The organism is Limnospira sp. PMC 289.06, assembly GCF_032350395.1.
GTDB classification, from domain to species: Bacteria; Cyanobacteriota; Cyanobacteriia; order Cyanobacteriales; family Microcoleaceae; genus Limnospira; species Limnospira platensis.
Genome location: NZ_JARPLC010000017.1, coordinates 19115 through 46107 on the forward strand (window position 1 = coordinate 19115; position 26993 = coordinate 46107).

A 26993-nucleotide genomic window follows, 5' to 3' on the forward strand; every position below is an offset into this window, starting at 1 on the left:
ATATTTATTGATTATTCAAGTTAACATCTTCGTAAATTGCGGCAATTTTTTCGGTAAAATCCAGGCTAACAATATGAAAAGTGGGGTTCTCTGTATCCTCAGATAAACTATAAGTATTAAATAGCCAACTGTCATCCTGGCGGCGAAAAATCTCTAAGCGAGGATGACGGGTATTAATTAATATATATTCCTGTAGGCTATCAATACTTTGATAGTCCATAAATTTATCACCCCTATCAAAGGCTTCTGTGGAGTCTGACAATACCTCAATGATAAGTTTAGGAAATTGTTTATAAGTGGGTGTATCTCTATCACGAGGGTCACAGGTTACGAGAATATCGGGATAGTAAAAACGCTCACCATTTGCTTTTTGAATACGGACTTTCATATCTGATATATACACCCGACAACCAGAACCTCTGAGATGATTACGAAGTGCGATCGCCATATTTAAAGCAATAGTAACATGGGTATCAGTTGCACCCGCCATAGCGTAGACTTCCCCATCAATATATTCATGCTTTATAGAACTGTTTGCTTCTATTTCTAGGTAATCATCTGGGGATAAATTGACAAAATTGGGTGTGGCAATCATTTGATAATTCTCCAATAGTAATTGAGATTATATCATATTGTGAATGCAGATAAATATTGAGATTAATAAAAGTTTGCGATTGTCTAAATTTTACCTAATAGCCAATAGGTGGTCATATTGCCTTTTCCTTTAACATTAATTGTGCCTCTGGGCTGAAATTTATAACGATATTTCAGGCGTTCATAGGTGATGTCTGTCACCTGAATATATCCGGGTTTTCCTGATGATTCCATGCGGGAAGCAATGTTAACGGCATTTCCCCATAAATCATAGGAGAATTTTTTAATACCAATTACTCCGGCTACCACGGAACCAGTATTAATACCAATCCGAATTTGAAAATGTTCGCAACCTGAAATATTACCCAAGATTGGACAAGTCTTAAAATCATCCATAATTTGCTGCATTTCTAAAGCCATATTGGCGATCGCTTCTGCATGGTCATCCCGGGGAATTGGTAAGCCTCCCACTACCATATAAGCGTCACCAATAGTCTTGATTTTTTCTAAACTATACTTATCTGCTAATTCATCAAATCGGGAAAACATCTGATTTAGCAATTCCACCAACTGAATGGGAGGAATGCGAGCAGATAAAGGAGTAAATCCGACAATATCTGCAAATAAAATAGTCACATTTTCCATAGAGCAAGCAATGGTTGTTTGTTCATTTTTGAGTTGATCAGCAATAGCTTTTGGCAAGATATTTAATAATAGTTTTTCAGATTTATCTTTTTCATATCGGAGTTCAAACGTCCGCTCCTCTACCCGTTTTTCTAAGGCGGTAAAAGCATCTTGCACCTGTTGAGTCATCATGTTAAAAGACTTGGCTAAAATCCTGAGTTCTTTAATGCCATTAGAATGAACTTTTTGCTGTAATTTTCCTTGAGCGATCGCCTGACTTGCCGCACTCAAGTTGGAGATAGGAAGACTAATCCATCTAGCTATCATAATGCTAAAAATTGTCGGGAATATTAAAGCTAAAATACACAGTAAAATTGTAGTGCGTTTGCTGGCATTAATAGTAGCCATAAAATCATCTTCGGGAACTACTAACAAAATTAACCAGTCTAAGCCATGTCCATCATCAAAGGGTAAAATTTGCACAAATTGCCGTTCGCCTTTAATTTTAAAATCGAATTGTTTGGGTTGCTCAATTGTGTGAAAGTTTAAAATATGGTCAGTTAAATATTTGGCGCTTTCTCGGACTAATATATTTTCACTGTCTGTGGCTTGACGAATTTGGATATTATCACCAATTTTACGGATCATGCTATCATTAGTTGAACTGGAAACTAGCAGACCTGAACGCTCCATAATAAATGCTTCTCCAGTTTTGCCAATTCCTAAATTTTGCAAAAAGTGCCTAAGTTCTTCAGACAGTAAAATATCAGTTCCGCATACCCCAATAAAACGATTTCCCCAAGGATCATAAGTAGATAAACTGGCGGTAATGGTGGGTAATTGTGTGGTAAAATCTAAATATATATCACTCCATACGGACTTTCCTGTGGCTTGTGCGGATCGATACCAGGGACGTTGACGAGGTTCATAGAGTCCAGCATCCCGAAGAAAATAAAGGCGATCGCCACGGACATCAATACCGTATAAGTGCATATTTCCATTGGTTTGATCATTCCTAATCATTAACTCAAAAAATGACCCTTCATCACTCCAACTTACACCGATAAAATTTCCGGTTTCTTGTTCAGCACAATAAACGGCATTAATATAAGGTGCATTTTTAATCTGTTGCAACAAAACATTAATTCTATCCCCAGTATAAAAATCAATTTGACCATGAGAAAAACTATCAGCATTTAACTTGTTAATCTGATGAGGTATTCTAATATATGCTTGTAATTGCTGGTCAATGCGAGCAGTTAATTCCTGGCGCAGTTGAAATGCTAAATCTCGCACGGCTGCTTCGCCATTGCGAAAAGAAAAATAACCAACTAAACCGACAGTTAATGCTACTTGTAGCAAAAACGGTACTACTAAAATAGTGCGGAGTGAAATGTTACTGAATATCCGCTTGAGTTGTCTCTGAAAACGGCGAAGATAGAAAGCCAACATGGAATTAACTACCTGACAACTTTGAATTTCAACTGTTGTCAGTATAGCTTGAAAACTGTAGTAACTGCTAAAATCGCTTTTGGATAGGGTCTGGTCATCGGCTAATTGTGCTATTGTATAACTTGTTGGTATCAATACCCAGAATCATATAAGATTAATTTAGTGACCATTGGGATCTATTCCTACCACTTTAGTTAGAAGTTGTATAACCCCATGGTATTATGGTTTCTGGCTAGACATTAGTCAACTATCGTGACCAGTTTACTCTCAACCATAAAAATCAATCATTAGGAGATGGATAAAATGCGAATTTTAATCATGGGTGGTACTAGGTTTATCGGGGTTTATCTCACGAAAATTTTAGTCAGCCAGGGTCATGAAGTGGTGTTATTTAATCGGGGAAATAAACCGAGTCCGGTAGAAGGAATTAAACAAATTCATGGCGATCGCACTGATAGCCAACAACTGCAGGAAAAGCTATCCGGTGAAACCTTTGATGTCATTTTTGACAATAATGGTCGCCAATTAAGTGATACCCAACCCTTAGCAGACTTATTTAATGGTCAGGTGAAACACTTTGTTTATATGAGTTCAGCCGGAGTCTATCTCAAGTCTGATCAAATGCCTCATATTGAAGGAGATCCCACCGATCCAAAAAGTCGCCATTTAGGGAAATATGAAACGGAAACCTACTTGCAAAAAGTGGGAATTCCTTGGACATCAATTCGACCAACTTACATCTACGGACCGCAAAATTATAACCCCTTAGAGTCCTGGTTTTTCGATCGCATTGTTGCTAAACGTCCGATTCCTGTTCCCGGTAATGGAATGCACATTACCCAATTAGGTCATGTGGAAGACTTAGCGAATGCGATGGTAGCAGTATTAGGAAATCAAACGGCTATTGGTCAAATTTATAATATCTCAGGCGATCGCTTTGTCACCTTTGATGGTTTAGCTAAAGCCTGTGCGATCGCTGCGGGTCAGTCCCCAGATGACCTGCAATTAATTCATTATGACCCCAAAAAGTTTGATTTCGGGAAACGCAAAGCATTTCCCCTGCGAGTTCAGCATTTCTTCGCCGATGTTCACAAAGCCATAAATCAACTCAATTGGCAACCCAAATATGATCTCATTTCTGGATTAAAAGATTCCTTCCAAAATGATTATATAATCAATAGCAATCAAGGGGAGGTAGACTTTTCCACGGACGATGAAATCATCAAAGCCGCCGCGTAAATTTTACCAGAAAGGGGTAGTTATTAATTAATTACCCCGACCAAAATCATTTAATTATAGCACTAATCAAACATGAGCCAATTAACAGGTAAAGTCGCTTTAGTCACGGGCGCATCCAGAGGATTAGGTAAAGGAATTGCCATTGGTTTAGGGGAAGCTGGGGCTACTGTTTATATCACAGGTCGCAGCCTATCGCAAGCCAATGATGCCGTCGGAGGCAGTTTAGCAGAAACTCAGTTAGCGGTGGAAAAAGCCGGGGGTAAATGTATCGCGATTCCGGTTGATCACAGTGATGATCAACAGGTTGAATTACTTTTTAATCGCATTGACCAAGAACAACAGGGACAACTTGATTTATTGGTAAATAACGCCTACGCGGGAGTACGAACTTTAACAGAAATGCAGGGTAAACCCTTTTGGGAAAGTGAACCGCAAGTTTGGGATGAGATTAATAATGTAGGCTTACGCAGTCATTATGTGGCGGCGGTTTTAGCAGCTAGAATGATGGTTAAACGTCGTCAAGGTTTAATCTGTACTATTTCATCTTGGGGGGGATTTTCCTATCTTTTTAGTGCGGTTTATGGGATTGGAAAATCTGCCTGCGATCGCCTAGCTGCGGATTTTGCGACTGAACTTCAACCCTATAATGTCGCTTCCGTTGCCGTTTGGCCAGGAATTGTTAACACAGAACATATGTCTCGGGTCGCCACGGAAATAGAAGCCTCTAATGTCACCACAGATGATCCAGCAATACGATCGCTTGTTGACCGCTATAATTGGGAAACACCCCTATTAACAGGGAGAGTTATTGCAGCATTAGCAGCCGATCCTAATATTATGCGTCGCAGTGGTCGCCTGCAAATTGTCGCCGAACGGGCTCAAGAGTATAATCTAGTAGATGAAAATGGTAATCGTCCAGTTTCTCTGCGATCGCTGCGTTTTTTACTCTCCATGAAATGGCCGCAACTGCAAAAATCCGCATCACTAATTCCTAATGTAAATATTCCCTGGTCTGTGCTATTATCAACCATGCTAAAATCTCCGAAAATTTAACCATGACTAAATTAGAAAATGCCACAGTTGTTTTAACGGGAGCCACTGGCGGATTTGGTCAACAACTCACCCGCCAATTATTAGCAGCAGGTAGCCGTTTAATTTTAAGCGATCGCCATCAACCGACTCTCAGCCACCAAGCACAACTAATTAAACAGGAGATTAAAACCGGAGAAATCCTCGCCTGTTTTGAAGCTGATTTATCGAACCGTGAGGGATGCGAAACCCTATTTAATCAAGTCCAAAGCCTAGAAATTCCCATCGATATTTTAATCAATAATGCCGGACTAGCCATCTATGGTCGTATGGACGAAACACCCCCAGAAAAATGGGAAACTCTCATGGAAGTTAACCTGATCGCACCCATGCGTTTAAGCAGTCTATTTGTAGGGGATATGATTAGCCGCCGCCAAGGTCATATCGTCAATATTTCCTCCGTAGCTGGTTGGAGTGGCAAAGCTGGTTTAACCCACTATTGCGCCAGTAAATTTGGCTTACGAGGCTTTAGTGAGGGACTCTTTGATGAGGTAAAATCCTATAATGTCAAAGTAACTGCTGTCTACCCATTTTTTAGTCGCACCCCAATTTTAGATGCCGAAAAATATGGAACCCTAGCCACTAATTATCAAGGTTTACCAGAGGCTTGGTTAACCGACCCTCAGCAGGTCATGAAAGCGACCTTACGAGGGATTAAATCTAATCAACTCCATGTATTTCCAGACTCCCCGGCAAATTTAATTCATTTACTCAAGCGCTATACACCTTTTTTATTAAATAAAATCTCGGTTTTAGCTGATAAAAAACTTGTGAAAAATCCCAAAATATGACTTTTACAACATTAAAAAACAACCCAGAAACTGCCGACAAATATTTAATTATCGGAGCCGGATTTGTCGGATTAGGTATAGCCGAAGGTTTAAAAGCCGCTAAAATTACCTATGATCAAGTAGATGCTAGTGATGATATTGGTGGTAATTGGTATCATGGTGTCTATGAAACCGCCCATATTATTTCCTCCAAGAAAATCACCCAATTTACTCATTTTCCGATGCCGAATGATTATCCAGATTTTCCTAGTGCCAAACAAATGCGAGACTACTTAAACCATTTTGCTGATGCTTTTAATCTGCGCCCCAACATTGAACTAAAACGCACCGTTACCCTAGTTAATCCTATCGCCAATAATCTCTGGTTAGTCAGCTTTGATAATGGAGAAAAGCGAATTTATAAAGGGGTGATTATATGTAATGGTCATCATTGGTGCAAAAGATTTCCCGAATTTAACGGAAAATTCAACGGTGAAATCATCCATTCTAAAGACTACAAAAATCCCGACCAACTCCGGGGTAAACGGGTTTTAATAATTGGTGGTGGTAACTCCGCCTGTGACCTAGCAGCCGAAGCCGCCAGAGTCGGTCAAAAATCGGTGTTAAGCCTGCGGGAGTCTGTGTGGTTTATTCCCAAAACCTTTGCTGGGGTTCCCCTATCGGATTTAATTCGTTGGTGGATGCCTGAAGCCTTGCAAAGATTAATATCTTATGGTATAATCAAGCTAACTTTTGGCAGTCATGAAAACTATGGTTTACCCAAACCAAAATATCGGATTTTCGATAAACACCCCACCTTAAATAATGAAGTACCCTACTATATCAAACATGGTAAAATCACCCCCAAACCCGCCGTCGATAAATTAGACGGTTCGGATGTAGAATTTAGCGATCGCACCCGAGAAGCCTTTGATTTAATAGTTTGTGGCACAGGCTATCATGTTTCCTATCCCTTTCTTCCTCCCGAATTACAAAGAGTCAAGGGAGCGACTGTACAGTGTTATGGGGGAGCATTTTTAGATGATTATAAAGGGCTATATTATATCGGATGGGGCCAAGCGCGAGGCGGTGTAGGTTCGTTGATTTCTGCTTATGCGCCCCTATTTACCCGGTGTCTAAAACTACAAGAGGAAATCAAGATTCCCTTGGGTTTAGTCTTGAAGGAAATCGGACAGACTTTGCCGACCACTCACCTATCTGATCCACAGAAAGTTTTGAGGCAAATTCAACTATTTAACCTCTTGTTTAATTGGTTCACCAAAAAAGCCCACCAAATTGATCAACGTTATCCTAATTTTGAAAATCCCTTTCAAGCCTAGAAGCACCCATCAACGGATCAGAGACAATTTCTCAACCCCAGGGCTTCCTACAAGGCTATAACTGGTCCTATGGATGTAATTAGCCAACTTTACCAACAACCTAGGCTACAATCAAAGTATCTACCTTAGTTTTAAGTTGGATCAACAGATTATGGGTTTATTAGTCTCTATTTTGATGTCAGGTTACAAATAACCAAGCCTTTCCGGGTGGTTGGGTGCTAACTTTATTTACTCATCCCAGTTGTTTCGTAGAAGCATCATCAAGGCAAAACGCCGTCAATAACCCCCCACAAAGGGATCAGGCTGACCACAGCCACAAACCTAAGTGAGTTTAGTTGACAGACCTGGGTGGAACATTCGAGAGACTTTCCGGGTCTACCTTGGGAGCAAGGGTTGAAGTTCTTACCTGGGAATGGGTCGCTAGTTCCTAACTGTCAAACCTTATGGTTAAAGATTTTTTTCAAGCCAACCAGACTTACTCCAGGGAGTCTTGGGACAACGGAGGGGAATTACCCAGAAAGCAACAGGATTGTATGTTAGTAGGGGAAGTGATGGTTGTATTACTTTAAACCAGTGGTTGGCGAGGGAGAAATAGCAGAACTGACTTTGCACAATACCCATGGCACTCAAATGGCTTTTGAATGATGCACTTTTGGGGGTCCCGCCCACTCTATATCAATTGCTGTTCCTATCCCTCCCCACCCACAAGGGGATGGGGTTTCTCGGAGGAAGATTATGAAATTGCACAAGAAGACATTGCTCATTATTGGCGCAGCACTAATTAGCCTAATTGTGGTGTTGTATACAACAGCATCCTGTATCCTGATTCAGAATTTCCGTAATCTGGAGATTGAGTCGGTGCATCAGGATGTAGTCCGGGTAATTAAAGCCTTAGAGGATGACCTGGCTAATTTAGATACGATCGCTCAAGATCAAGCCAAATGGGATGATACCTATGCCTTTATCAATCAACAAAATAGCCGATATGTGCGATCTAACCTAGCTAACACTATGTTTATGGATCTGAGGCTAAATCTCTTCATTCTGATAGATAGCCAAGGTCAAATCGTCTTCAGCAAAGGTTTCGACATCAACAACCAAACCGAAACCGCCATTCCTCCCAGTCTCTCCCCCCACCTAAAATCAGTCAGTCTGTCATTTTCCAACCCCTCCCGGTCTTGTTTTGAGAAAGAAGAGGAAATCCCCTGTCCCACAATAGGGATCGTCATGTTACCAGAAGGCCCATTGCTGCTATCGGCCCGTCCCATTCTTACCAGTATTGCCCGTGGACCAAGCCGAGGAACCCTAGTAGTAGGTCGCTATCTTGATGCTAAAGAAATAGATCGCCTAACTCAAATTACCCAACTTTCCTTAGAAATCACCCCTTGGAGTCCTCTAGACCCCCAACAAACCCAAGAGATCATCAATACCGAAGACCCCATCAGAGTTCAACCCGTAGACACTTCCACTATTCTAGGGTCTATTCCCCTCCTAGACATTTATAATCGACCGATTCTCAACCTGCAAATCAAAAGCGATCGCCCCATTTTCCGCCAAGGTCGCACCAGCCTAATTTATCTAACATTTTCCCTATTTTTGATCGGCATAATTTTAAGTGCAATTACCATACTGGTATTTGAAAAACTGATTTTAGCCAGACTCTTAGACCTCACCTACAAAATTAATCAAATCGGCCAAAGTCGCGATCCATCCCTACGGCTAACAGTACCCCCAGGGGAAGATGAACTATCCAGCTTAGGAAAAACCATTAATCAAATGTTAGAAGCCTTAGAACAAGCTAACATTCAAAGCCAGGATAGTGAAGAAAGATATCGGCTAATGGCGGAATATTCCACCGATTTAATTACTCATCACTCTCGCCGAGGTTTGATCCGCTACGCCTCCCCCGCCTGTTCGTTGCTATTAGGATATGAGCCGGAAAGTTTAATTGGTCAACACCCCAGTAAATTTTTTCACCCAGATGACCTTAACACACTCAGCAAGACATTAGAAATTGTTTTAAGTCAAAAAGTATCCTATACTCTAACCTATCGTATCCGCCACAAAAACGGCGAATATATTTGGTTTGAAACCACCAGTCGCGCCATTTATCATCCCGAAACCGGGAGAGTCCAAGAAATTCTGGGTGTCTCCAGAGATATTAGCGATCGCAAACAGCGGGAACAGGAACTACAAGACAGCGAAGCCTCAATTAGGAGTCTTTATCAAATCACCTCATCTCGTCATTTAGACTGGCAAGAACAACTCCAGCAAATCCTCAAGTTGGGCTGTGATAAATTCCACTTAGAAGTCGGTATAATTAACCAGATATTGAACCTAGGCACCCCCCAGCCTTCCGCCCAAATTATGGCAGGAATTGACCATAATAATAGCTGGTCATTTGGGGATAATTTTGATTTAAATAATCCGTTGATTTTGGCGACATTAAAGGCTGAAAACCCCCTGATTTTTGAATCAGTGTTAGTCTCCGGATTCCCCTCTTATGCCGATGAAAATTGCTGGCAAATTGAGGCATATATGGCTATTCCTATTAAAGTCTATGGTCAGGTTTATGGAACTCTTTGTTTTTGGAGTCAAAACCCTTTAAATGAGCCATTTAGAGCCGTTGACCAAGAACTATTAAAACTCATGGCGCAGTGGATAGGTAGTGAAATAGAACGACAGCAAACCGCCCAAGAATTGAGTGAAGCCAGGGATGAGGCTCTCGCAGCCACTCGTGCCAAAAGTGAATTTTTAGCCACTATGAGCCATGAAATTAGGACTCCCATGAATGCAGTAATTGGGATGACCGGATTGTTATTAGATACTCCTTTAAGTCTAGTTCAACAGGATTTTGTCGAAACCATTCGCAGCAGTAGTGATGCCCTACTTTCTTTAATTAATGATATCCTAGATTTCTCCAAAATAGAATCAGGAAAATTAGACCTAGAAGCCTTCCCCTTTAGTTTACGCACTTGTCTTGAAGAATCCCTGGACTTATTGGCGACCAAAGCCGCGAGTAAATCCCTAGAATTGGGATATTTCATTGATGCTTATACCCCCAATGAAGTGGTGGGAGATATGGCAAGAGTTAGGCAAATTTTAGTGAATTTACTCAGCAACGCCGTTAAGTTTACCGCCCGGGGTGAAGTGTTGGTATCAGTGTCAGCAAAACCACTGTTTTCGGATTTAGAATTGACTGCAAAATCTATGTATTCTACCCACTATCAAATTGAGGTAGCAGTGTCGGATACAGGTATTGGTATTCCGGTCGATCGCATGAATCGTTTATTTAAGTCCTTTAGTCAGGTTGATGCTTCCACGAATCGACAATATGGCGGGACAGGATTAGGTCTAGCTATTAGTCAGCGACTGGCCGAAATGATGGGGGGTAAAATGTGGGTAGTCAGTGGTGATGCGATCGGTGGTCATCCCCCAGAAAATTGGCAGATAAATAAAGATACTCCCACACAGGGATCTACATTCTATTTTTCCATAGTAGTTCAGAGTAGCCAGAATTTATTACCACAGTGGAATCATGCTGATGAATTAGCCGGAAAACGACTATTAATTATTGACTCTCACCCCACCAATCGCCAAATTTTGACCAAGCAAGTTCAATGCTGGGGTTTAGTGGTAGAAGATACCGACAGCCCCACAGAAGCGATCGCCTGGTTAAAACAAGGTAAAACCTTTGATATCGCCATTGTGGAAATGGAAATCGCCAATTTAGACGGGTTCAATTTTGCCACCCAAGTCCGACAAACTTCAGCCGGCGTTGACCTCCCCTTAGTCATGTTAATTTCCGTCGGTCAACAAAATTTTAACCCCACCGATCATCGAGATTTTGTCGCCTTTCTCAATAAACCCATTAAACAATCACCCCTATACAATATTCTGATTAACGTCCTGTGTGGGGAACCTCTACAGATTAAAAATTGGAGTCGCAACCAAATGCGATCGCCCCAAGATATTCCCCTGTTAGCAGAAAAACTCCCCCTGCGGATTTTATTAGCCGAGGATCACCTAGTTAACCAAAAAGTCGCCCTACAAATTCTGCAAAGAATGGGATATAGGGCTGATGTCGCCGGGAATGGTTTAGAAGTTCTCGAAGCCCTAGAAAGACAGCCCTATGATGTCATTTTAATGGATATGCAGATGCCCATTATGGATGGCTTAGAGGCAGCCCGACAGATTAAAAAACGCTATGATAGCAATGACAACCCCTACTCCCCACGCCCTCGTATTATCGCCGTTACAGCCAATGCTATGGAAAGCGATCGGGCTGAATGTATAGCAGCAGGAATGGACGACTATATCAGCAAACCTATCCGTATGGAACAATTAGTGAAAGTTCTCAGCAACTGTCGCCCCATCACCTGCGATGTCATTGTACCCTCAGTATATGCCAATACCACCGATGATCACAAATCTTCCCCCATTCTTGATCCCACTGTTTTACAAGGACTGCGAGAGATAGAAGCCTTAGAAGAAATAGCCGAAATGTACATCGAAAGTGCCCCCGAACTTCTCAAAACTATTCAAATAGCCCTCCAAAAAAATGATCCGATCGCCTTAAAACAGGCAGCCCATTCCCTTAAATCCATCAGTGGCACTTTGGGCGCTTTTGGTTTATCGGAATTATGTCTGCAACTAGAAATTATGGGCCGTCAAGGAGTAGATGCAGGTGTCCCCATTCCTCAACCATCGGCGGAATCATTTTATACTCAGATTCAAGCCGAGTTAGAAAGAGTCAAGGAAGCCCTGACCAATGAAGCCCAGCAAATTTGACCATTTAAACCGCTTTTTTGCGACTGCGTTTGTTGATTAAGCCACTCCAGGCGATAGTCAAATAGCAACTAGCCAGCAGTAAGCTACCTAAGCCTACCCGCAGATTAGATTTGAAAGTCCCCAGTTGCGATCGCTTTTCCGCCTCTCGCCGACGGTTTTCAATTTCCCGTTTCAGTTCTTGGCCAATAGCATCGCTTTGGACTCCCAACACTTCCGGGTTTTCCTGAAATTGTTGCAGGCGGGCTAATTGTGCTTCCGTAAGCTGTTGTTCTTGGATATAATCTTCTAAGCGCTGCTGATTGCCTAAGATAGCTAACATCTGCGTTTGTTGTTCTTGCAGACGTTCCTCTAGCTGTACTTGGGCCGTCGCTGCATCCTGATTAATTTTCTCAATCGTTTCATTACTCGCCGCTATAGTAGTGCCAACGTGCAGGGGAATCAGCACTAAATACATCACCCCCAGAATGCCAGAAATCACATAAACCCAAAATTTCAGACTGTTGAACCCCTGTTTAGGCTTTTCTGGTGATAGACCAGCTACCTCCTGTAACCCGTACGCACAAAACATTAAGGCGATCGCCAACACCGGAATCACCCCTTGTTCTACCATCTGAGTAGTAAAATTCAATTGCCATCTCAGATCCCCAAAATTCGGTGGCACAAACAGCAAAATATAGTTAATTAGGGCAAAAAAGAATAAAATCACCCCCGCCAGCCTCAAAAATCCAGCAGCCTGGGACGGGATTTGATTTCGAGTTGTTCCTTTCATAACACTATCACTTTCCGTATTTTTACTGAGACTCTCCCATTCTATCCTGAGCTACCTTCACCCTGAACTCGCTATGATATTACCTCAAAACCACCCTCTCGCCACCATTTTTCCGCTCAATATTGATTGCCGGCTTCCCCTTTATCCCCAAAACCCTAGCCACTTTTTCCGTGAAAATACTGACTTGACAGCAGATTTTGAGTAGACAATCACCCTCAACCACCTTTACATAATTTTCTCAGATTTTACAACATCTTTACACAACAAATATTGACATCAACACCTATCTTTAGCTATGCTGGAGGAAAGTTAAGCGACTTCAGCAACCCATAATTGTCTTGATTTTTTGATGGATTCAGACCCCGGCTATTAACTGTGAAATTCCCTCACCAACTGATTCTAAATTATAACTAACTATGAAAAAATTACTAACAACCATCGGCACCGTCTCTTTCTTGGTAGTAGGCTGGAGTGTTTCTCCCGCCGCCGCCTTTCCCCCTTGGGCAATGCCACCAGAAGAACCAGATGAGGAATTAATCTTTAATGGCGAAGTCCTCAATGATGACCAAACAGAGTTTGTCTATGATGTAGCAGATTTCCTAGGAATTACCACCGAAGATTTACTTAATGATCCTGGCCAAATGGATGGCTTGCACACTGGCGGTAAACAAGAAATCAACAGAGACAGCTTCGGTGTCTTCCACAAAAACGGCTGTAGTGTGAATGCCGACTGCGCCTTAAAAGCCATTGGTTTAGGTCTCAGTCTCCAATGTATCGGTTCAGGTTACGATCCTGAAGCCTGGGCGAGATGTCTGAAAAGCCGAAATGAGGATGCTTACTATGCAGCCCTTGAGTGTACTTGGCAACAGTCCAACCCAAGTCAACCTTGTAATTTCCTCGCCCACGGCGATACTGACAACACCTACGCCTGCAACGCCACTAACCCAGTAGCAGCATTGCGTCAGAATTCCGTAGAATTGCCCACCTTTTCCCAAAGCAGTCCATCGGAACGGGTATCCATTGATCTACTTTCCCAGGGCTAAATTGAGCCCTGTTAGCAATCCTAACTAAGACCACAAAAAACAAAACAACCGGGCGCACAGTATGAACCTATACTCCGCGCCCCACAAAACCTAACCAGCTATTTGTTCAACGTTGAGACAAACGCTGGTTTTGTTGATGATACATAGCAATCAGAACACGGGCCGGATCAACCCACCGATTACTATACTTGAGTCCCCAGTGCAAGTGAGGTCCGGTAGTTCTCCCGGTCATCCCAACCCGCGCAATTCTAGTCCCGGCTGCCACAATTTGACCTTTGCGAAGTTCCAGACCGCCGCCACGGTCAATAAAGTAAGTACCATTAGCATTACTTTGTACATGACCCTGAACGTGGCAATAGATATGTTCCCACTGTCCTGACTGGATAATAATTCCCGTGCCGCAGCGATTATCCTCCCAGAGTTCGACTACCTGTCCGCTCCACCAATTGCGGATATAACTCCCCATAGGTGCGGCTAAGTCTAAACCATAGTGAAACCCACCAGCACGATAGCCAAAAGGTGATGTATACTGCTGGAAATTTTCCACCGGAAAAGAAGCATTACCCCAATCGACCCCTACCGCTACTTGGGAGGCTGATGCCTTAGTTGCACCTATATCTAACTGTTGTCCCCCCCAAGGAATTAGAGTCAGACACACGAAACCTACCAGAACCCATAGCATTCGTTTCAGAAGGGTCGGACGCTTGAAAACTTGCAGGGGGTTGAGTTTTGCCATGATTATTGATTCCTCAATCACCAAAATCTATTAATGAATTACCGGATGCACCCACAAGGGTTATATTTAAATCAATTCCCGTATAGCACACATTTGATATTCTGCCACCATTAGGCATAAACAGAACATAATGTTAACTGATTATTTTTCATGGGCGATGGAAACCCCTGTTATATCGATATTTCTGGGTTGGTTCCCGTTGAATACAACGGCTATGGCTGGGACGGCGTTATGGTCGCTGGCATTAAGTTTGGGGTTTTCCCCCCTCAGTGAATTACTCATGGAAAAACTCACGGGGTGGCTAGATTGGGCTGAACGTCCCTTTTATGGGTCAGATGAACAATTTGAGGAAACGCGCACTAGCAGGGAGTCGGGAAATATTTTTTTTGCTTCTATCTTCAGCGTTGTACCGTTTCTAATGGTGGGGGGATTATTGAATTGGGGAGTTGAATTGGGGTTGGGACCTTCTTGGTCTATCAGTGTGGGAGTCATTGCGGCGGTTACCTGTGGGGTTTATGAGTTGGGGCGACGCGATAGCCAGCAAAATCGATAGCTTTGTTGATTTCATCTGGCGGCGCAGAGGATATCAACACACTGGGATAAACGGCGGTTCCCCATTGGGGATGAATTACGATGGTACAGGGTCCCTTTTGCAGAGAAAGGTTTAAGGATGTCGCGACAGTTAAAGCATCACTATGGTGGATTTCTCCGGGTTTCGACAGCAACGGATAACCGCTGGGAGGGTAGATAATATCGGTCATCCATCCCTGGGAATTAAGTTGTTGGGCTACGGGTTGGGCGAATTCTAAAAAGCGATCGCATAATCGGTTTTTCTCCTGCTCAATTATATCATTAGTTGTGGTTAAGGGGAACTGCGATCGCTGTAAAAAAATCACTATCCAAACATCATCAGAGTTCCAATCTGGTAGAATCCGCCTTAAATTAGCCGCGACAAAAGCCGTGGGGGGATGAATGGAAATATTAGGCGATCGCACCTCGGTTATATTGTCGCTCATGGTAATTTGGGGGGAATTATGGCAAAAGTTAGATTTTGGTCACATTGAAGCTAAGAATCTCTTGATTGGCTTGGGATAATTTCTCAGTTCTGAGGGCTATGATAATGTATTGAATAAATCCTTGAGTTGCTTTACCATTTGATTGAATTATTGCGCCCAAATGCCAACTTCATCTACTCGGTTAGTCAGACCTGATTCAAATCACCTTCACCAGTTTTGGTAACAGCTTCGCCTTCTCTAGCCATCAAGTACATTCTGAAGCCCCTCCCCCAGGGGGAAAGGGGTGTAGACGCGCGGTGGCTTCTCCTGGAGTTGGCTGTATCCCATCATATCGAAAACTCCATGGTTCTACCCTCCGCTATTATGGTAATGGGGGGATATTGGCTGCATCTAATATTTTCGGGATGAGGTCTTCTCGTTTAACCGCCATAAGGTGAACACCTCGGCAAATTTGACGTGCAATTTGTACTTGTTCCGCCGCAATTTTAATGCCTTCTTCCAGGGGATGTGATGATTTTTCTAAACGGTGGATAATGTGGTCGGGGATGTTAACACCGGGAACATATTTGTTAATAAAAATGGCATTTTTCGCGGATTTCAGGAGGAAAATTCCCGCCAAAATCGGTTTATCCGTATCAGAAGCCACTTGATTCATGAATTTATAGAGCCTTTCAAAATCCGTGATTAATTGACTTTGAAAGAAACAAGCCCCGGCTTTTAATTTGCGATAAAAACGACTTTGTAACCCGGAAAAACTGGGAGATTGGGGGTCTACTGCGGCTCCCGGAAATAGGTCTGTCCGACCATGGGGCAGCTTTTTGTCATTCCAATCCATGCCATTATTTAGCTTATTAATAGCTTGTAATAGGCGCACGGATTCAAAATCAAAAACTGGTTTAGCATTAACATGATCTCCCGCTTTGACTGGATCACCTGTGAGGGCGAGAATATTCCTAATTCCTAGGGCGTGCGCTCCCAGGAGGTCGGCTTGTAAACCAATCCGGTTGCGATCGCGACAAGCCACTTGTAAAATCGGTTCAATGCCATGATGTTGCAGAATCACGCAGGAAGCTAGGGAACTCATCCCTAAAACAGCCCGACTGCCATCAGTAATATTAACCCCATGGACGCGTTTTTTTAGACCCCGCGCCATCTCGATCATGTGAGTGGGATCGCCGCCTTTTGGGGGTGCTACTTCGGCGGTGATCACAAATTCTTTGGGGTTCAAACAAGCAGTCCTAAATCGGTTCATTATGGCGGTTTTAGATGTAAAAATTCAAGGTAAATTCAGCGAGATTACAAAGGTTTGGAATAACCTAGGGCATCTTTAACGCGGCTTAAAGTTTGATTGGCTACAGCCTCGGCTTGTTGGCGACCTGTACGCAATATGGACTCTAAATAACCACGATCGCTCATAACTTCCTTGTAGCGTTCTTGAATAGGCTTGAGGGCGGCGATCGCCGTTTCCGTCAGCAGGGGTTTAAACTGTCCCCACCCCATCTCTGCACATTCAGCCGCCACTTGTGCTTTAGTTTGGTTAGAGAGCAAAGCATATAGACTCAGCAGATTATGACATTCGGGGCGGTCTGGGTCATCAAAAGTCAACCCTCGCACGGAGTCAGTTTTGCAGCGTTTAATTTTCTTAACGATCGCATCTGGGGGGTCTAATAAGTTAATCCGGCTTAACTCGGAGGGGTCAGACTTAGACATTTTCTTAGTCCCATCAGTTAAACTCATGACCCGCGCGCCTTCTGTACGAATGAGAGGTTCAGGGATTTTGAGAATTTCCTGATCGGGTTGACCGAATAAATGGTTAAATCTGCCAGCAATATCCCGTGTCAGTTCCAAATGTTGTTTTTGGTCTTCCCCAACCGGAACGCGATCGGCATCATAAAGCAAAATGTCGGCGGCCATCAATACAGGATAGTCTAATAAACCCGTGCTGACATTTTCCCCCTGCTTAACGGCTTTTTCCTTAAACTGGATCATATCTTGCAGCCAGTTAATGGGGGTCAGACAGTTAAGAAGCCAGGTTAACTCACTATGGGCGGAAATATGGGACTGTACAAAAATAGTTGAATGTTCCGGGTCGATACCACAGGCTAAATAAAGGGCTGCGATCGTGTAGGTATCGGTCGCCAGAGTGGCGGGGTTGTGGGGAACAGTGATAGCGTGTAGGTCTACCACACAGAAAAAGTTATCATACTGTTTCTGACCTTCTACCCAGTTGCGGATCGCGCCCAGATAGTTACCTAGGTGTAGGTTTCCCGTTGGTTGTACTCCTGAGAGAATTCGCTGCTTATCCATGATTGCTGCTGTGAACTTAACTTAAAACTCTATTTTAAACAATACAAAGCGGGGTTTTGAACTGAATTGGGAATTATACCGGAACTTGGGCCCTGTCCCCATAGACCCCATAGACCAGGTTCAACCCACTAACGGCAAATTTTACCATGGTTTATTTAGGGGGTAGATATTTGGTTAGCAAATCTGGCAAAATGGAATCATAGGCATTGATAATTTTTAGTGATTCAGTCAACAGTATTTGATACGGGGGCGGGAATATAACTCTACACTGTGAATTTTCCGAGTTAATTTTTCCTAAGATGATTCAGACAGGGGACAAATCCAATGATTCCACAGATTTTAGCACGATCAGACCAACTTACTACGGCGACTCCTAGGGAAAACTTGCTTTTCAAAATAGCTAACCAGATGGTTGAGTTGGCTAATTTAAACACGATTTTTGATACGGTAGTCACGGAATTATCTGAGTTGTGGCAAAGCGATCGCGCTTTGATTTGTCCCTTAGAATCTGATGGTAGTCTCCAGATAAGAGCTGCCTCTTTTCAGGATATTTGCTGGTTTGTCAGCGAGGAAAACATCGCCCCAATATTCTGGAAGTATCAGGCATTTATAGACGAAGTAATGGCGATCGCTGATATTTATCAGACCCATCTAGGAGATGATTATATAGAATTTCTGGCTCGGCTGCAAGTGCGGGGAATTTTGATAGTTCCTATTTGGGTGAGTGGAGATATTTGGGGATATTTGATTGTTCATCAGTGTAGTGATAGCCGGAAATGGCTACCAGAGGAAGTAGATCTGCTGAAGATTATATCTGTACATTTGGCGATCGCTATTCAACAAGCCAATTTGCTCGAAAAATTGCAAAATTTAAACACCCATGTACTCAATCCTCAATATTCAGAAGTATCATTTCGGGCTTTACTTGCTAATCTTCCTGGTGCGATTTATCGCTGTGCTTGTGACCAAGATTGGACGATGAAATTTATCAGCCATGCCATTGAAGATATTTGCGGTTATCGAGCGGATGAAGTTATCAACAATCGGGTGATCTCCTATAATAACATCATTCATCCTGATGACAAAAAAGCTGTCGCCACCGAGATTTTACAAGCTGTAGCTGTACATGAATCATTTATTGTAGAATACCGGATTATTCATCGAGATGGTGGTATTCGTTGGGTTGATGAAAAGGGTAGGGGTAAGTTTGATGAACAGGGAAATTTGCTGGGTCTCGATGGTGCAATTTTTGACATAACTGAGCGTCAGAATACCGAACTAGCTTTACAGCAAAAAACCCAAGAATTATATGATTTTTTTTCCATGGCTATGGATTTGCTTTGTATTGCTGACTTAGAAGGAAGATTTTTGCGATTAAATCAACAGTGGGAAATCAGCTTAGGATATACCATAGAAGAGTTAGAGGGTCGGTTTTTTATAGAATTTTTGCATCCCGATGATGTGCAACCTACCCTTGAGCAAATATCAAATTTATCTCAAAAAAATTCGGTGCTTAATTTTGTCAATCGCTATCAAGCTAAGGATGGTTCTTATCGTTGGATAGAGTGGCGTTCTACTCCCGTAGGCGATCGCATTTATGCAGCAGCTAGGGATATTACAGACCGCAAAAAAGCGGAAATTGCTTTACAAGAGAGTGAACAACGTTGGCAATTTGCTTTAGAAGGAAATGGTGATGGAGTTTGGGATTGGAATGCTCAAACCAATCAGGTTTATTTTTCTCGACGTTGGAAACAACTTCTCGGCTTTAGGGATGAGGAAATTAGCGATAATGTTGAGGAGTGGGAAAAACGAATACATCCCGATGATAAACCGCAAGTATTCGAGGCATTAAATAAACACCTAAATGATGAAACAGAGCAATATATTAGTGAACATCGTATTCAGTGCAAAGATGGTAGTTATCAATGGATTCTTGATCGGGGTCGGGTGATGTATCGCAGTCCCGACGGAAAACCGCTGCGGGTAATTGGAACTCACACGGATATTAGCGAACAGCAAGCTGCACTGCGTGAACGCAAAAAAACTGAACTGGCTTTAAAAGAGAGTGAAGAAAAGTTTCGTCAGTTAGCCGAAAATATCCATCAAGTTTTCTTTATTAATAGCACTATCGGAGAAATGCTTTATGTGTCTCCCGCTTATGAGCAAATTTGGCAACAAAGTCGAGATAGTTTATATAAAAATCCTAGTTTATGGTTAATGTGTGTTCACCCAGAAGACCGTAACGCTATGACTGAGGCTTTAAATAAGCAAATTAGTCAAGGTATTGCTTTTAATGAAACTTACCGAATTGTTAGACCAGATGGCTCAATTCGTTGGATTGAGTCTCGTGCTTTTCCAGTGCGAGATAAACAGGGAAACATTTATCGATATACTGGTATTGCTGAAGATATAACTCATCGTAAAAACATCGAAAATGCTCTACAAAATCAACTACAAAAAACCCTAATCATCCAGAAAATTACCGAGAAAATTCGTCAGAGTTTAGATGTTCAAGAAATTTTCACAACGGCAGTGGAACAAATTGGTAAAGCCTTTAAAGTCAACTGCTGTCTAATTCATACTTACCAAAAATATCCTTTGCCCCATGGGGCTTTAGTAGCTAAATATTCTCAGCATCCATGTCATTTACTTGGGGATTTAAAGGAGGCGGTAGCCTTTGATAATGACCCTTATATAGAGTACATAGTGGAGCAAGATAGGGCGATTTCATGCCATAAAAATGATTGCTTAATTAAGCTATCAGAACTGAATATGGCTTCTCCTTTTTTGCAGACCCATGAATATTTTGAAGAGTCAGAAAATCTGAAATCCATGTTGGCGATCGCCACTTTCTATCATGGTCAACCTAATGGTATTATTAGCCTGCATCAATGCGACCATAAGCGAGTCTGGACTGTTGATGAAATGGAACTTATAGAAGCGATAGCACGCCAATTAGGAATTGCGATCGCTCACGCACAACTACTCTCCCAAGAAAAAGAGCAACGCCAAGAATTAACCTATAAAAATATTAGACTTAAAAAGATGACGGAGGAAGCCAAAGCCGCCAACCGCGCGAAAAGCGAATTTTTGGCTAATATGAGCCATGAAATTCGGACACCCATGAATGCAGTTTTAGGCTTTGCGGATTTATTACAATCAACAATTACCGACCCTCAAGCTAGTTCTTATATTAAGGCGATCGCCTCTAGTGGTCGCACTTTGTTAGCATTAATCAATGACATTTTAGACCTCTCCAAAATCGAAGCCGGGAAATTACAATTACACTATGAACCCGTTAATATCCGCACCATCATTAATGAAATCGAGCATATTTTTGAACAAAAAGCCAAGGAAAAAAATATTGAACTACAAGTTTATATAGCCCCAGAAATACCCTACAGTATTATCATGGATGAAGTCCGGCTGCGACAAATTCTATTTAATATTGTAGGAAACTCAATCAAATTTACAGAATTTGGGTCAGTTAAAATTATGGCTTCTTGTTCACAACTCAAACCAAATCATCCCTATAATTCTATTAACCTCAAAATTGCCATTACTGATACAGGTATTGGTATTTCTCCCGAAGACCAACAGAAGATTTTTGACTCATTTACCCAAAGCGAAGGTCAAAGTAACCGCAAATACGGAGGGACAGGTTTAGGTTTAACTATTACAGAAAGGTTAGTCCATCTCCTAGGTGGTTCAATTCATCTGGAAAGCCAAATCAACCAAGGAAGCACATTTACCTTTGATTTCCCTGATGTCAAAATAGCCACAGAAACCACAATATTATCGCCTCTAATAGCCCTTGACGAGAATTTAAAACAATTTCAAACTGCTAGTATTTTAGTGGCTGATGATGTCCGTTCTAATCTGGATTTACTAGCCGAATATTTCGCCAATACATATCATACAATCATCACCGCCAAAGATGGAGAAGAAGCCATTAGGTTAGCCCAAATTTATCAGCCAGATATTATTTTTATGGACTTACGGATGCCTCGTATGGATGGACGAGAAGCCACCCAGTTTCTCAAACACAACGAACTAACTAGCCATATTCCCATTGTCCTATTAACAGCATCTCCCCAACAGCGCCATGAACAAGATTTACAGCAATTGTGCAATGGTTTTTTATCAAAACCGGTGACTAAATCACAAATTGTAGCTGAACTCAAGAAGTTCCTAAATTCTACTCAATTCACCGAACCCACAGATAAACAGCCATCGGATAAAGTCTCATTAAAACCCGTGAGATTACCCGAATTAGCCGCTAAATTGCGTCAGGAAGTAGAAGTGACTTTACCCCATTTACGAGAAACTTTAGTTTCCCGAGAAATTAAGCAGTTTATTCAAAATTTAGAGATGTTAGGACAAGAACACCAATCGACAGTTTTACTCGATTATGTGGCAACCCTCAAACAGCAACTTCAGGATTTTGATTGGGATAACATTCCCAAAACTGTCGCTAAATTTGCCGAAATTCCTGAACAGTTAATCATGGAAAATTATCATTAACCTAAAAACAATTTATAGGCAGGATTTTTATTTTCATCCCAATAGCGATATCCTAGGGTGTCTAAAAACTCTTGCCATTTCTGCATTTCCTGGGGGGGAACTTGCATTCCAACCACAATACGGCCGTAGTCTGAGCCATTGTTGCGATAGTGAAATAAACTAATATTCCAAGTGTGACTCATAGACTCGACAAACTTCATTAATGCACCCGGACGTTCGGGAAACTCGAAACGATATAATAACTCATCATGAGCCAGAGGAGAACGACCGCCTACCATGTGGCGCAAGTGCATTTTAGTTAATTCATCATCTGTTAAATCGATGGCAATTAAATCATGTTCGGCAAAGTTTTCTGTTAACTTTTGGGCATCTTCCCGGCCTTTAATTTGAACACCGACAAAAATATGGGCTTCTTTTTCGTCCGCAATGCGATAGTTAAATTCGGTGAGATTACGTTTTCCTAAGCAGTTACAAAACTTGCGTAAACTTCCCGGTTGTTCAGGAATTGTCACGGCAAAAATCGCCTCGCGTCGTTCTCCAAATTCGGCTCTTTCTGCGACAAATTGCAGACGGTCAAAGTTCATATTTGCGCCACAGGCTACAGCAATTAAAGTACAATTATTGAGCTTCTCCCTTTCCACATAGGCTTTCATTCCGGCGATCGCTAATGCACCAGCGGGCTCTAAAATTGATCTAGTATCCTCAAACACATCCTTAATCGCGGCACAAATATCATCAGTTCCCACTAAAATAATATCATCTACATAAGTTTGACAGAGGCGAAAAGTCTCCTCTCCCACCTGTCGCACCGCCACCCCATCAGCAAATAATCCCACCTCGGATAATTTTACCCTATGTCCAGCTTTCAAAGATTGAGACATCGCATCAGCATCCACAGGTTCCACCCCAATAATTTTAATTTCTGGTCGCAGTCGTTTCACATAAGCCGCAATACCAGAAATCAAACCGCCGCCTCCTATAGCCACAAAGATAGCATCAATAGGCTTTTGATATTGCCTTAATATTTCCATGGCAATAGTTCCCTGTCCAGCAATCACGTCTGGGTCATCGAAGGGATGAATAAAAGTTAGGTTTTTTTCGACTTCTAATTGGCGCGCGTAAGCATAGGCATCATCAAAGGTTTCTCCATATAAAACTACCTCCCCGCCTCTAGCTTTAACCGCCTGTACTTTCACATCTGGGGTAGTAGTTGGCATAACAATAATTGCCCGACTTCCTAGGCGACTTGCTCCCAAAGCTACCCCCTGGGCGTGATTTCCCGCTGAGGCGGCTATTACTCCCTGGGCGAGGCTTTCCGGGGTTAATTGGGCTATTTTATTATAGGCTCCCCGCAGTTTAAATGAGAACACAGACTGCATATCTTCTCGCTTGAGGAGGACTTGATTATTTAACCTTTCGGATAGTCTAGGAGCTAATTCTAGGGGGGTTTCCTGGGCGACATCATAGACCCGGGCGGTGAGGATTCGTTTTAGGTAGTCGGAGTGCATAACTTTGGGCCAAAGGTCAAAATTGCATGAATTTAGATTATACTGTACTTAGGTGATTCATGACTTGCTGATAAAACCAATTATTGCGATCGCGACATTCTTGTAAACTTTCCGGATAAGATTGGCAGTGTTTAAGATGCGATCGCCAATTATCCGTACTGCACAAAAATTTACTTTCATCAAATCGCTGATATAGAGTTTTTCCCAATATTTTTATCTCCCGTTTTGGTTGTTTCCAATGAATCCCTGGATACATAGCAACTGGATGTTTTAGGGTCAAAAATTTACTGGTAAATGGGAAAGCTAAAACCTTTCGTCCCAGCAGTGTTCCCCAATAGGCTCCGTGGAAAGAACTGGTTAAAATAGTTTCCCCTGAAGCCAAAAAACTAATAATTTCCTCAAAGTTGTTACCTTCATTAGTCATCCGAGGAAATGAATCAATTTTAAGTTGAAATTTTTTATGCGAAAATACTACAAATTCCTGCTGAATAGAGTATTCCTTATCAAAAAATCCATCCATGCAGCTCACGCAGGGAACTCAATCATAACCTTGATTATAGTCCCTAATTCCAATACAATTAAAATCTTTTAAATAAGGGGTATAGTCAAAAATATTGTTATTATAGGGTGAGTGTGAACCATCTGTTAAACCGGAATTTTTCAGTTGATAAACCTGCTGTCCGGCTCCCCATAAAATCAAACTATTGCCATTTGTACCAGCTTGTAAACGTTGAAAATTCGGCAAAAAGCGGTCAAACATTAACCCACCACCACCAACGATCGCATGATGATTCAATAGAGTTTCCGCGTCTTCTAGTGGCGGGGAATTATCCAGAGTCCGAATATCTCGCTTGATAACTTCATAACCCGGAAACTGAAAATAATTGACTGGGGACGAGAACAAATCCCCAATATTCTTAGGGTCAATAACATGATAATTAACGATTGTGTTCATAGTCATATCTGCTGGACAATGTATCGAAAATCCTAATCAAACGCGAAAAGAGCGACCTAAAGCGATCGCTCTCCTTTCCATCAACAGTAATTGATTAAACCTTAGCCTCCTTCACCAAATTACTCCAACCCAAATCTTTCAGGTTATGGTTACGACGGAGGGGACGAGTCACCAACTCCAGAATATCACGAGCATTAGTAAACCCATGAATTTGAGCAAAAGTAAACTCAACCGACCACTTAGTATTAATACCCCGCGCCTCCAAAGGATTCGCATGAGCCATACCCGTAATTACCAGATCCGGCTGAAGTTCATAAATCCGTTGAATCTGATTATAATTATCCGGCTTTTCCATAATTTTCGGAGCCGGAACCCCCATTTCATGACAAGTTTTTTCCAGTAAGTCTAACTCCGCCTTTTGGTAGCGCTTATCCATATAAGGAATGCCAATTTCCGCGCAAGTCATCCCACAGCGAATCAAGAAACGTGCTAGGGAAATTTCTAACAAATTATCCCCCATAAAGAACACCGACTTACCCCGGATTAACTCAAGATAATCCTCTAAATTCGCCCAAATTTGAGCTTCTCGTTCATCTAATCCCTGGGGTTCAATACCGAATACAGAGCAAATTTTTTCAATCCAAGCTCGTGTTCCATCAGGTCCAATGGGGAACGGTGCGCCAATCAGTTTACACTTACGACGACGCATTAAAGTAGTTGCGGTGCGCGAGAGAAACGGATTTACCCCCGATACATAATAACCCTCTTCTAAAACCGGAAGTTCCGTATAACGCTTTGCTGGAAGCCATCCAGATACCTTAATCCCCTGTTTTTTCAACTCCAAACTCAGATTAGTTACTACCGGGTCTGGGAGGGAACCAAATAACACTAACGGGGGATGGTCTACATATTCTGACTCTTCCTTAGTGACATCCTCATTTTTTTTACCAAAACTCAGCAATTTCTGAATCGCATTGCGATCGCCTGAAGTCGCCGTAGTCGCATCTTTTTCAGGTTCTTTCGGACAGCGATTAGCCATCGCCGCTAGAACCGTATCTTCTCCCTGGGTAAAAGCATAATCTAAACCATTTGCTCTCGCCACCACAATAGGAATTCCAATTTCACCCTCTAATTTAGGAGCCAACCCCTCCAAATCCATTTTAATGATTTCAGTAGTACAGGTTCCGATCCATACAATTACACTAGGATTGCGATCGCGTTTAATTTGCAAACACAGTCGTTTTAATTCATCATAATCATTAAGTTGAGCCGAAATATCACCCTCTTCTAACTCAGCCATTGCATAACGAGGTTCTGCAAAAATCATCACCCCCATCGCATTTTGTAAGAAATAGCCGCAGGTTTTTGTACCAATTACTAAAAAGAAACTATCTTCAATTTTCTGGTACAACCACGCCACACAACTAATCGGACAAAAAGTGTGATAATTACCAGTTTCACATTCAAAGGTAAGTGCTTCAGGTTGAGCAACAGTCATATATTTCTCCTTATAATTAAGCCAGTTTTAGTGTCACTTTTTAAGCTGTTGACACCCAGCTATTTATGAGATGACAACCTGGCAGAAATTTAGACATGATCAACGGTTGACTTTGGCTACTAACTTCCAAAATCATAATGAGTACACCAGCCTGTTAGATGTTAAGGAATGATTGACTTATTTAAAGTCTGATATTGAGATATCATCATCATTTGATTCGGTCAGGCTGTCCAGATCTAAATCAAACTTATCTGTATCTCCAGTCGTTACCTCTCCTAGCTCTTCTAAACTGATTTCCTCTAAATCTCCTAAGTCTCCTAAGTCTCCTAAATCGCCTAAATCGCTGTCGTCATCATTCAAGTCTCCTATATCTAAATCATCATCAGAGGAACTACCAAAGTCTCCTAAATCATCATCTCCATCTAGGCTAAGATCTAGCTCTCCGATATCATCTGAGGAATCATCTTTAAATGGATTACTTTCCTCTAAATCTAAATCATCCGTAGCTAGATCATCCCCAGCATCATCTAGGTCTAAACCTAAATCCATGTCATCGGTGGCTAAGTCATCCCCAGCATCATCTAGGTCTAAACCTAAATCCATGTCATCGGTAGCTAAGTCATCGGTAGCATCATCGAGACCTAAATCCATGTCATCGGTGGCTAAGTCATCCCCAGCATCATCTAGGTCTAAACCTAAATCCATGTCATCGGTAGCTAAGTCATCGGTAGCATCATC

20 protein-coding genes are annotated in these 26993 nt (G+C 42.0%); 9 read left to right on the forward strand and 11 right to left on the reverse strand.

The genetic code is table 11. The annotated features are described in order from the left end of the window. Nucleotides 1-4 precede the first annotated feature (4 nt). Both P5674_RS06080 and P5674_RS06085 read right to left on the reverse strand, forming a co-directional pair. Complete coding sequence (locus tag P5674_RS06080) at nucleotides 5-595, reverse strand: Uma2 family endonuclease (protein ID WP_315669860.1); 591 nt, start codon at nucleotides 593-595, stop codon at nucleotides 5-7. A gap of 83 nt (nucleotides 596-678) precedes the next feature. Next, nucleotides 679-2670: an adenylate/guanylate cyclase domain-containing protein gene (locus P5674_RS06085; protein ID WP_006620184.1), complete on the reverse strand. Its 1992-nt coding sequence runs from the start codon at nucleotides 2668-2670 to the stop codon at nucleotides 679-681. 303 nt (nucleotides 2671-2973) lie between these two features. On the opposite strand from P5674_RS06085, the gene P5674_RS06090 reads away from it, so the two are divergent. The 6 genes from P5674_RS06090 (at nucleotide 2974) to P5674_RS06115 (ending at nucleotide 11899) form a co-directional block, all read left to right on the forward strand. Next, the gene (locus P5674_RS06090) at nucleotides 2974-3909 is read left to right on the forward strand and encodes an NAD-dependent epimerase/dehydratase family protein (RefSeq protein ID WP_006620185.1); all 936 of its coding nucleotides are present in this window, start codon (nucleotides 2974-2976) and stop codon (nucleotides 3907-3909) included. Between the two features lie 72 nt (nucleotides 3910-3981). Then, nucleotides 3982-4962, forward strand: coding sequence for an SDR family NAD(P)-dependent oxidoreductase (locus tag P5674_RS06095; protein ID WP_006620186.1), 981 nt, complete (start codon nucleotides 3982-3984; stop codon nucleotides 4960-4962). A gap of 2 nt (nucleotides 4963-4964) precedes the next feature. Further along, complete coding sequence (locus tag P5674_RS06100; protein ID WP_006620187.1) at nucleotides 4965-5789, forward strand: SDR family NAD(P)-dependent oxidoreductase; 825 nt, start codon at nucleotides 4965-4967, stop codon at nucleotides 5787-5789. After that, entirely contained in the window at nucleotides 5786-7108 is a 1323-nt protein-coding gene (locus tag P5674_RS06105; protein WP_006620188.1) for a flavin-containing monooxygenase, read from the forward strand. Before P5674_RS06100 ends, P5674_RS06105 begins: the two co-directional genes overlap by 4 nt. Nucleotides 7109-7551: 443 nt before the next feature. After that, a complete protein-coding gene (locus tag P5674_RS06110) occupies nucleotides 7552-7677 on the forward strand; it encodes a hypothetical protein (RefSeq protein ID WP_286131463.1) in 126 nt (41 codons plus the stop codon). A gap of 166 nt (nucleotides 7678-7843) precedes the next feature. Beyond that, entirely contained in the window at nucleotides 7844-11899 is a 4056-nt protein-coding gene (locus P5674_RS06115; protein WP_006620189.1) for a CHASE4 domain-containing protein, read from the forward strand. A 4-nt stretch (nucleotides 11900-11903) separates the two neighbouring features. Here P5674_RS06115 and P5674_RS06120 read toward each other — a convergent pair whose 3' ends face one another. Then, the gene (locus tag P5674_RS06120; protein WP_006620190.1) at nucleotides 11904-12668 is read right to left on the reverse strand and encodes an HpsJ family protein; all 765 of its coding nucleotides are present in this window, start codon (nucleotides 12666-12668) and stop codon (nucleotides 11904-11906) included. A gap of 416 nt (nucleotides 12669-13084) precedes the next feature. Between P5674_RS06120 and P5674_RS06125 the strand changes: the two genes are divergently transcribed. Next, nucleotides 13085-13711 (forward strand): hypothetical protein, encoded by a 627-nt coding sequence (locus tag P5674_RS06125; protein WP_315669861.1) that lies wholly within the window; start codon nucleotides 13085-13087, stop codon nucleotides 13709-13711. 106 nt (nucleotides 13712-13817) lie between these two features. On the opposite strand, the gene P5674_RS06130 is transcribed toward P5674_RS06125, so the two are convergent. Further along, nucleotides 13818-14447 (reverse strand): M23 family metallopeptidase, encoded by a 630-nt coding sequence (locus P5674_RS06130; protein WP_006620192.1) that lies wholly within the window; start codon nucleotides 14445-14447, stop codon nucleotides 13818-13820. A gap of 130 nt (nucleotides 14448-14577) precedes the next feature. Here P5674_RS06130 and P5674_RS06135 point away from each other — a divergent pair, with 130 nt between their 5' ends. Beyond that, a complete protein-coding gene (locus P5674_RS06135) occupies nucleotides 14578-15000 on the forward strand; it encodes a hypothetical protein (RefSeq protein ID WP_006620193.1) in 423 nt (140 codons plus the stop codon). On the opposite strand, the gene P5674_RS06140 is transcribed toward P5674_RS06135, so the two are convergent. The 3 genes from P5674_RS06140 to trpS form a co-directional block, all read right to left on the reverse strand. Continuing rightward, nucleotides 14948-15463 (reverse strand): methylmalonic aciduria and homocystinuria type D protein, encoded by a 516-nt coding sequence (locus P5674_RS06140; protein WP_014276658.1) that lies wholly within the window; start codon nucleotides 15461-15463, stop codon nucleotides 14948-14950. The two genes, P5674_RS06135 and P5674_RS06140, sit on opposite strands and share 53 nt — an antisense overlap. A 361-nt stretch (nucleotides 15464-15824) precedes the next feature. Continuing rightward, nucleotides 15825-16715 carry a methylenetetrahydrofolate reductase gene (locus tag P5674_RS06145; RefSeq protein ID WP_014276657.1) on the reverse strand — a complete coding sequence of 297 codons (891 nt, stop codon included), beginning with the start codon at nucleotides 16713-16715 and terminating at the stop codon, nucleotides 15825-15827. Between the two features lie 44 nt (nucleotides 16716-16759). Then, a complete protein-coding gene (gene trpS, locus P5674_RS06150) occupies nucleotides 16760-17770 on the reverse strand; it encodes a tryptophan--tRNA ligase (RefSeq protein WP_315669862.1) in 1011 nt (336 codons plus the stop codon). Between the two features lie 324 nt (nucleotides 17771-18094). Between trpS and P5674_RS06155 the strand changes: the two genes are divergently transcribed. Further along, nucleotides 18095-22294 carry a PAS domain-containing protein gene (locus P5674_RS06155; protein WP_006620197.1) on the forward strand — a complete coding sequence of 1400 codons (4200 nt, stop codon included), beginning with the start codon at nucleotides 18095-18097 and terminating at the stop codon, nucleotides 22292-22294. Here the strand turns inward: P5674_RS06155 and ilvA are convergent. The 4 genes from ilvA to P5674_RS06175 form a co-directional block, all read right to left on the reverse strand. Continuing rightward, on the reverse strand, nucleotides 22291-23802 hold the full coding sequence (gene ilvA / locus P5674_RS06160) for a threonine ammonia-lyase, biosynthetic (RefSeq protein WP_006620198.1): 1512 nt from the start codon (nucleotides 23800-23802) through the stop codon (nucleotides 22291-22293). The genes P5674_RS06155 and ilvA overlap by 4 nt on opposite strands. Before the next feature lie 37 nt (nucleotides 23803-23839). Continuing rightward, the gene (locus tag P5674_RS06165; RefSeq protein WP_231851995.1) at nucleotides 23840-24322 is read right to left on the reverse strand and encodes a hypothetical protein; all 483 of its coding nucleotides are present in this window, start codon (nucleotides 24320-24322) and stop codon (nucleotides 23840-23842) included. 18 nt (nucleotides 24323-24340) lie between these two features. Continuing rightward, entirely contained in the window at nucleotides 24341-24757 is a 417-nt protein-coding gene (locus P5674_RS06170) for a hypothetical protein (RefSeq protein ID WP_014276651.1), read from the reverse strand. A gap of 94 nt (nucleotides 24758-24851) precedes the next feature. Then, nucleotides 24852-26255: a ferredoxin:protochlorophyllide reductase (ATP-dependent) subunit N gene (locus P5674_RS06175; RefSeq protein WP_006620199.1), complete on the reverse strand. Its 1404-nt coding sequence runs from the start codon at nucleotides 26253-26255 to the stop codon at nucleotides 24852-24854. Nucleotides 26256-26993 lie beyond the last annotated feature (738 nt).

What these genes read in the sequence shown, in the direction of transcription:
- P5674_RS06090 (WP_006620185.1), top strand. Translation starts at nt 2,974, where the DNA reads ATGCGAATTTTAATCATGGGTGGTACTAGGTTTATCGGGGTTTATCTC.
- ilvA (WP_006620198.1), bottom strand. Translation starts at nt 23,802, where the DNA reads ATGCACTCCGACTACCTAAAACGAATCCTCACCGCCCGGGTCTATGAT.
- P5674_RS06130 (WP_006620192.1), bottom strand. Translation starts at nt 14,447, where the DNA reads ATGGCAAAACTCAACCCCCTGCAAGTTTTCAAGCGTCCGACCCTTCTG.
- trpS (WP_315669862.1), bottom strand. Translation starts at nt 17,770, where the DNA reads ATGGATAAGCAGCGAATTCTCTCAGGAGTACAACCAACGGGAAACCTA.
- P5674_RS06175 (WP_006620199.1), bottom strand. Translation starts at nt 26,255, where the DNA reads ATGACTGTTGCTCAACCTGAAGCACTTACCTTTGAATGTGAAACTGGT.
- P5674_RS06085 (WP_006620184.1), bottom strand. Translation starts at nt 2,670, where the DNA reads ATGTTGGCTTTCTATCTTCGCCGTTTTCAGAGACAACTCAAGCGGATA.
- P5674_RS06110 (WP_286131463.1), top strand. Translation starts at nt 7,552, where the DNA reads ATGGTTAAAGATTTTTTTCAAGCCAACCAGACTTACTCCAGGGAGTCT.
- P5674_RS06135 (WP_006620193.1), top strand. Translation starts at nt 14,578, where the DNA reads ATGTTAACTGATTATTTTTCATGGGCGATGGAAACCCCTGTTATATCG.
- P5674_RS06105 (WP_006620188.1), top strand. Translation starts at nt 5,786, where the DNA reads ATGACTTTTACAACATTAAAAAACAACCCAGAAACTGCCGACAAATAT.
- P5674_RS06080 (WP_315669860.1), bottom strand. Translation starts at nt 595, where the DNA reads ATGATTGCCACACCCAATTTTGTCAATTTATCCCCAGATGATTACCTA.
- P5674_RS06115 (WP_006620189.1), top strand. Translation starts at nt 7,844, where the DNA reads ATGAAATTGCACAAGAAGACATTGCTCATTATTGGCGCAGCACTAATT.
- P5674_RS06165 (WP_231851995.1), bottom strand. Translation starts at nt 24,322, where the DNA reads ATGGATGGATTTTTTGATAAGGAATACTCTATTCAGCAGGAATTTGTA.
- P5674_RS06100 (WP_006620187.1), top strand. Translation starts at nt 4,965, where the DNA reads ATGACTAAATTAGAAAATGCCACAGTTGTTTTAACGGGAGCCACTGGC.
- P5674_RS06140 (WP_014276658.1), bottom strand. Translation starts at nt 15,463, where the DNA reads ATGAGCGACAATATAACCGAGGTGCGATCGCCTAATATTTCCATTCAT.
- P5674_RS06120 (WP_006620190.1), bottom strand. Translation starts at nt 12,668, where the DNA reads ATGAAAGGAACAACTCGAAATCAAATCCCGTCCCAGGCTGCTGGATTT.
- P5674_RS06155 (WP_006620197.1), top strand. Translation starts at nt 18,095, where the DNA reads ATGATTCCACAGATTTTAGCACGATCAGACCAACTTACTACGGCGACT.
- P5674_RS06145 (WP_014276657.1), bottom strand. Translation starts at nt 16,715, where the DNA reads ATGAACCGATTTAGGACTGCTTGTTTGAACCCCAAAGAATTTGTGATC.
- P5674_RS06095 (WP_006620186.1), top strand. Translation starts at nt 3,982, where the DNA reads ATGAGCCAATTAACAGGTAAAGTCGCTTTAGTCACGGGCGCATCCAGA.
- P5674_RS06125 (WP_315669861.1), top strand. Translation starts at nt 13,085, where the DNA reads ATGAAAAAATTACTAACAACCATCGGCACCGTCTCTTTCTTGGTAGTA.
- P5674_RS06170 (WP_014276651.1), bottom strand. Translation starts at nt 24,757, where the DNA reads ATGAACACAATCGTTAATTATCATGTTATTGACCCTAAGAATATTGGG.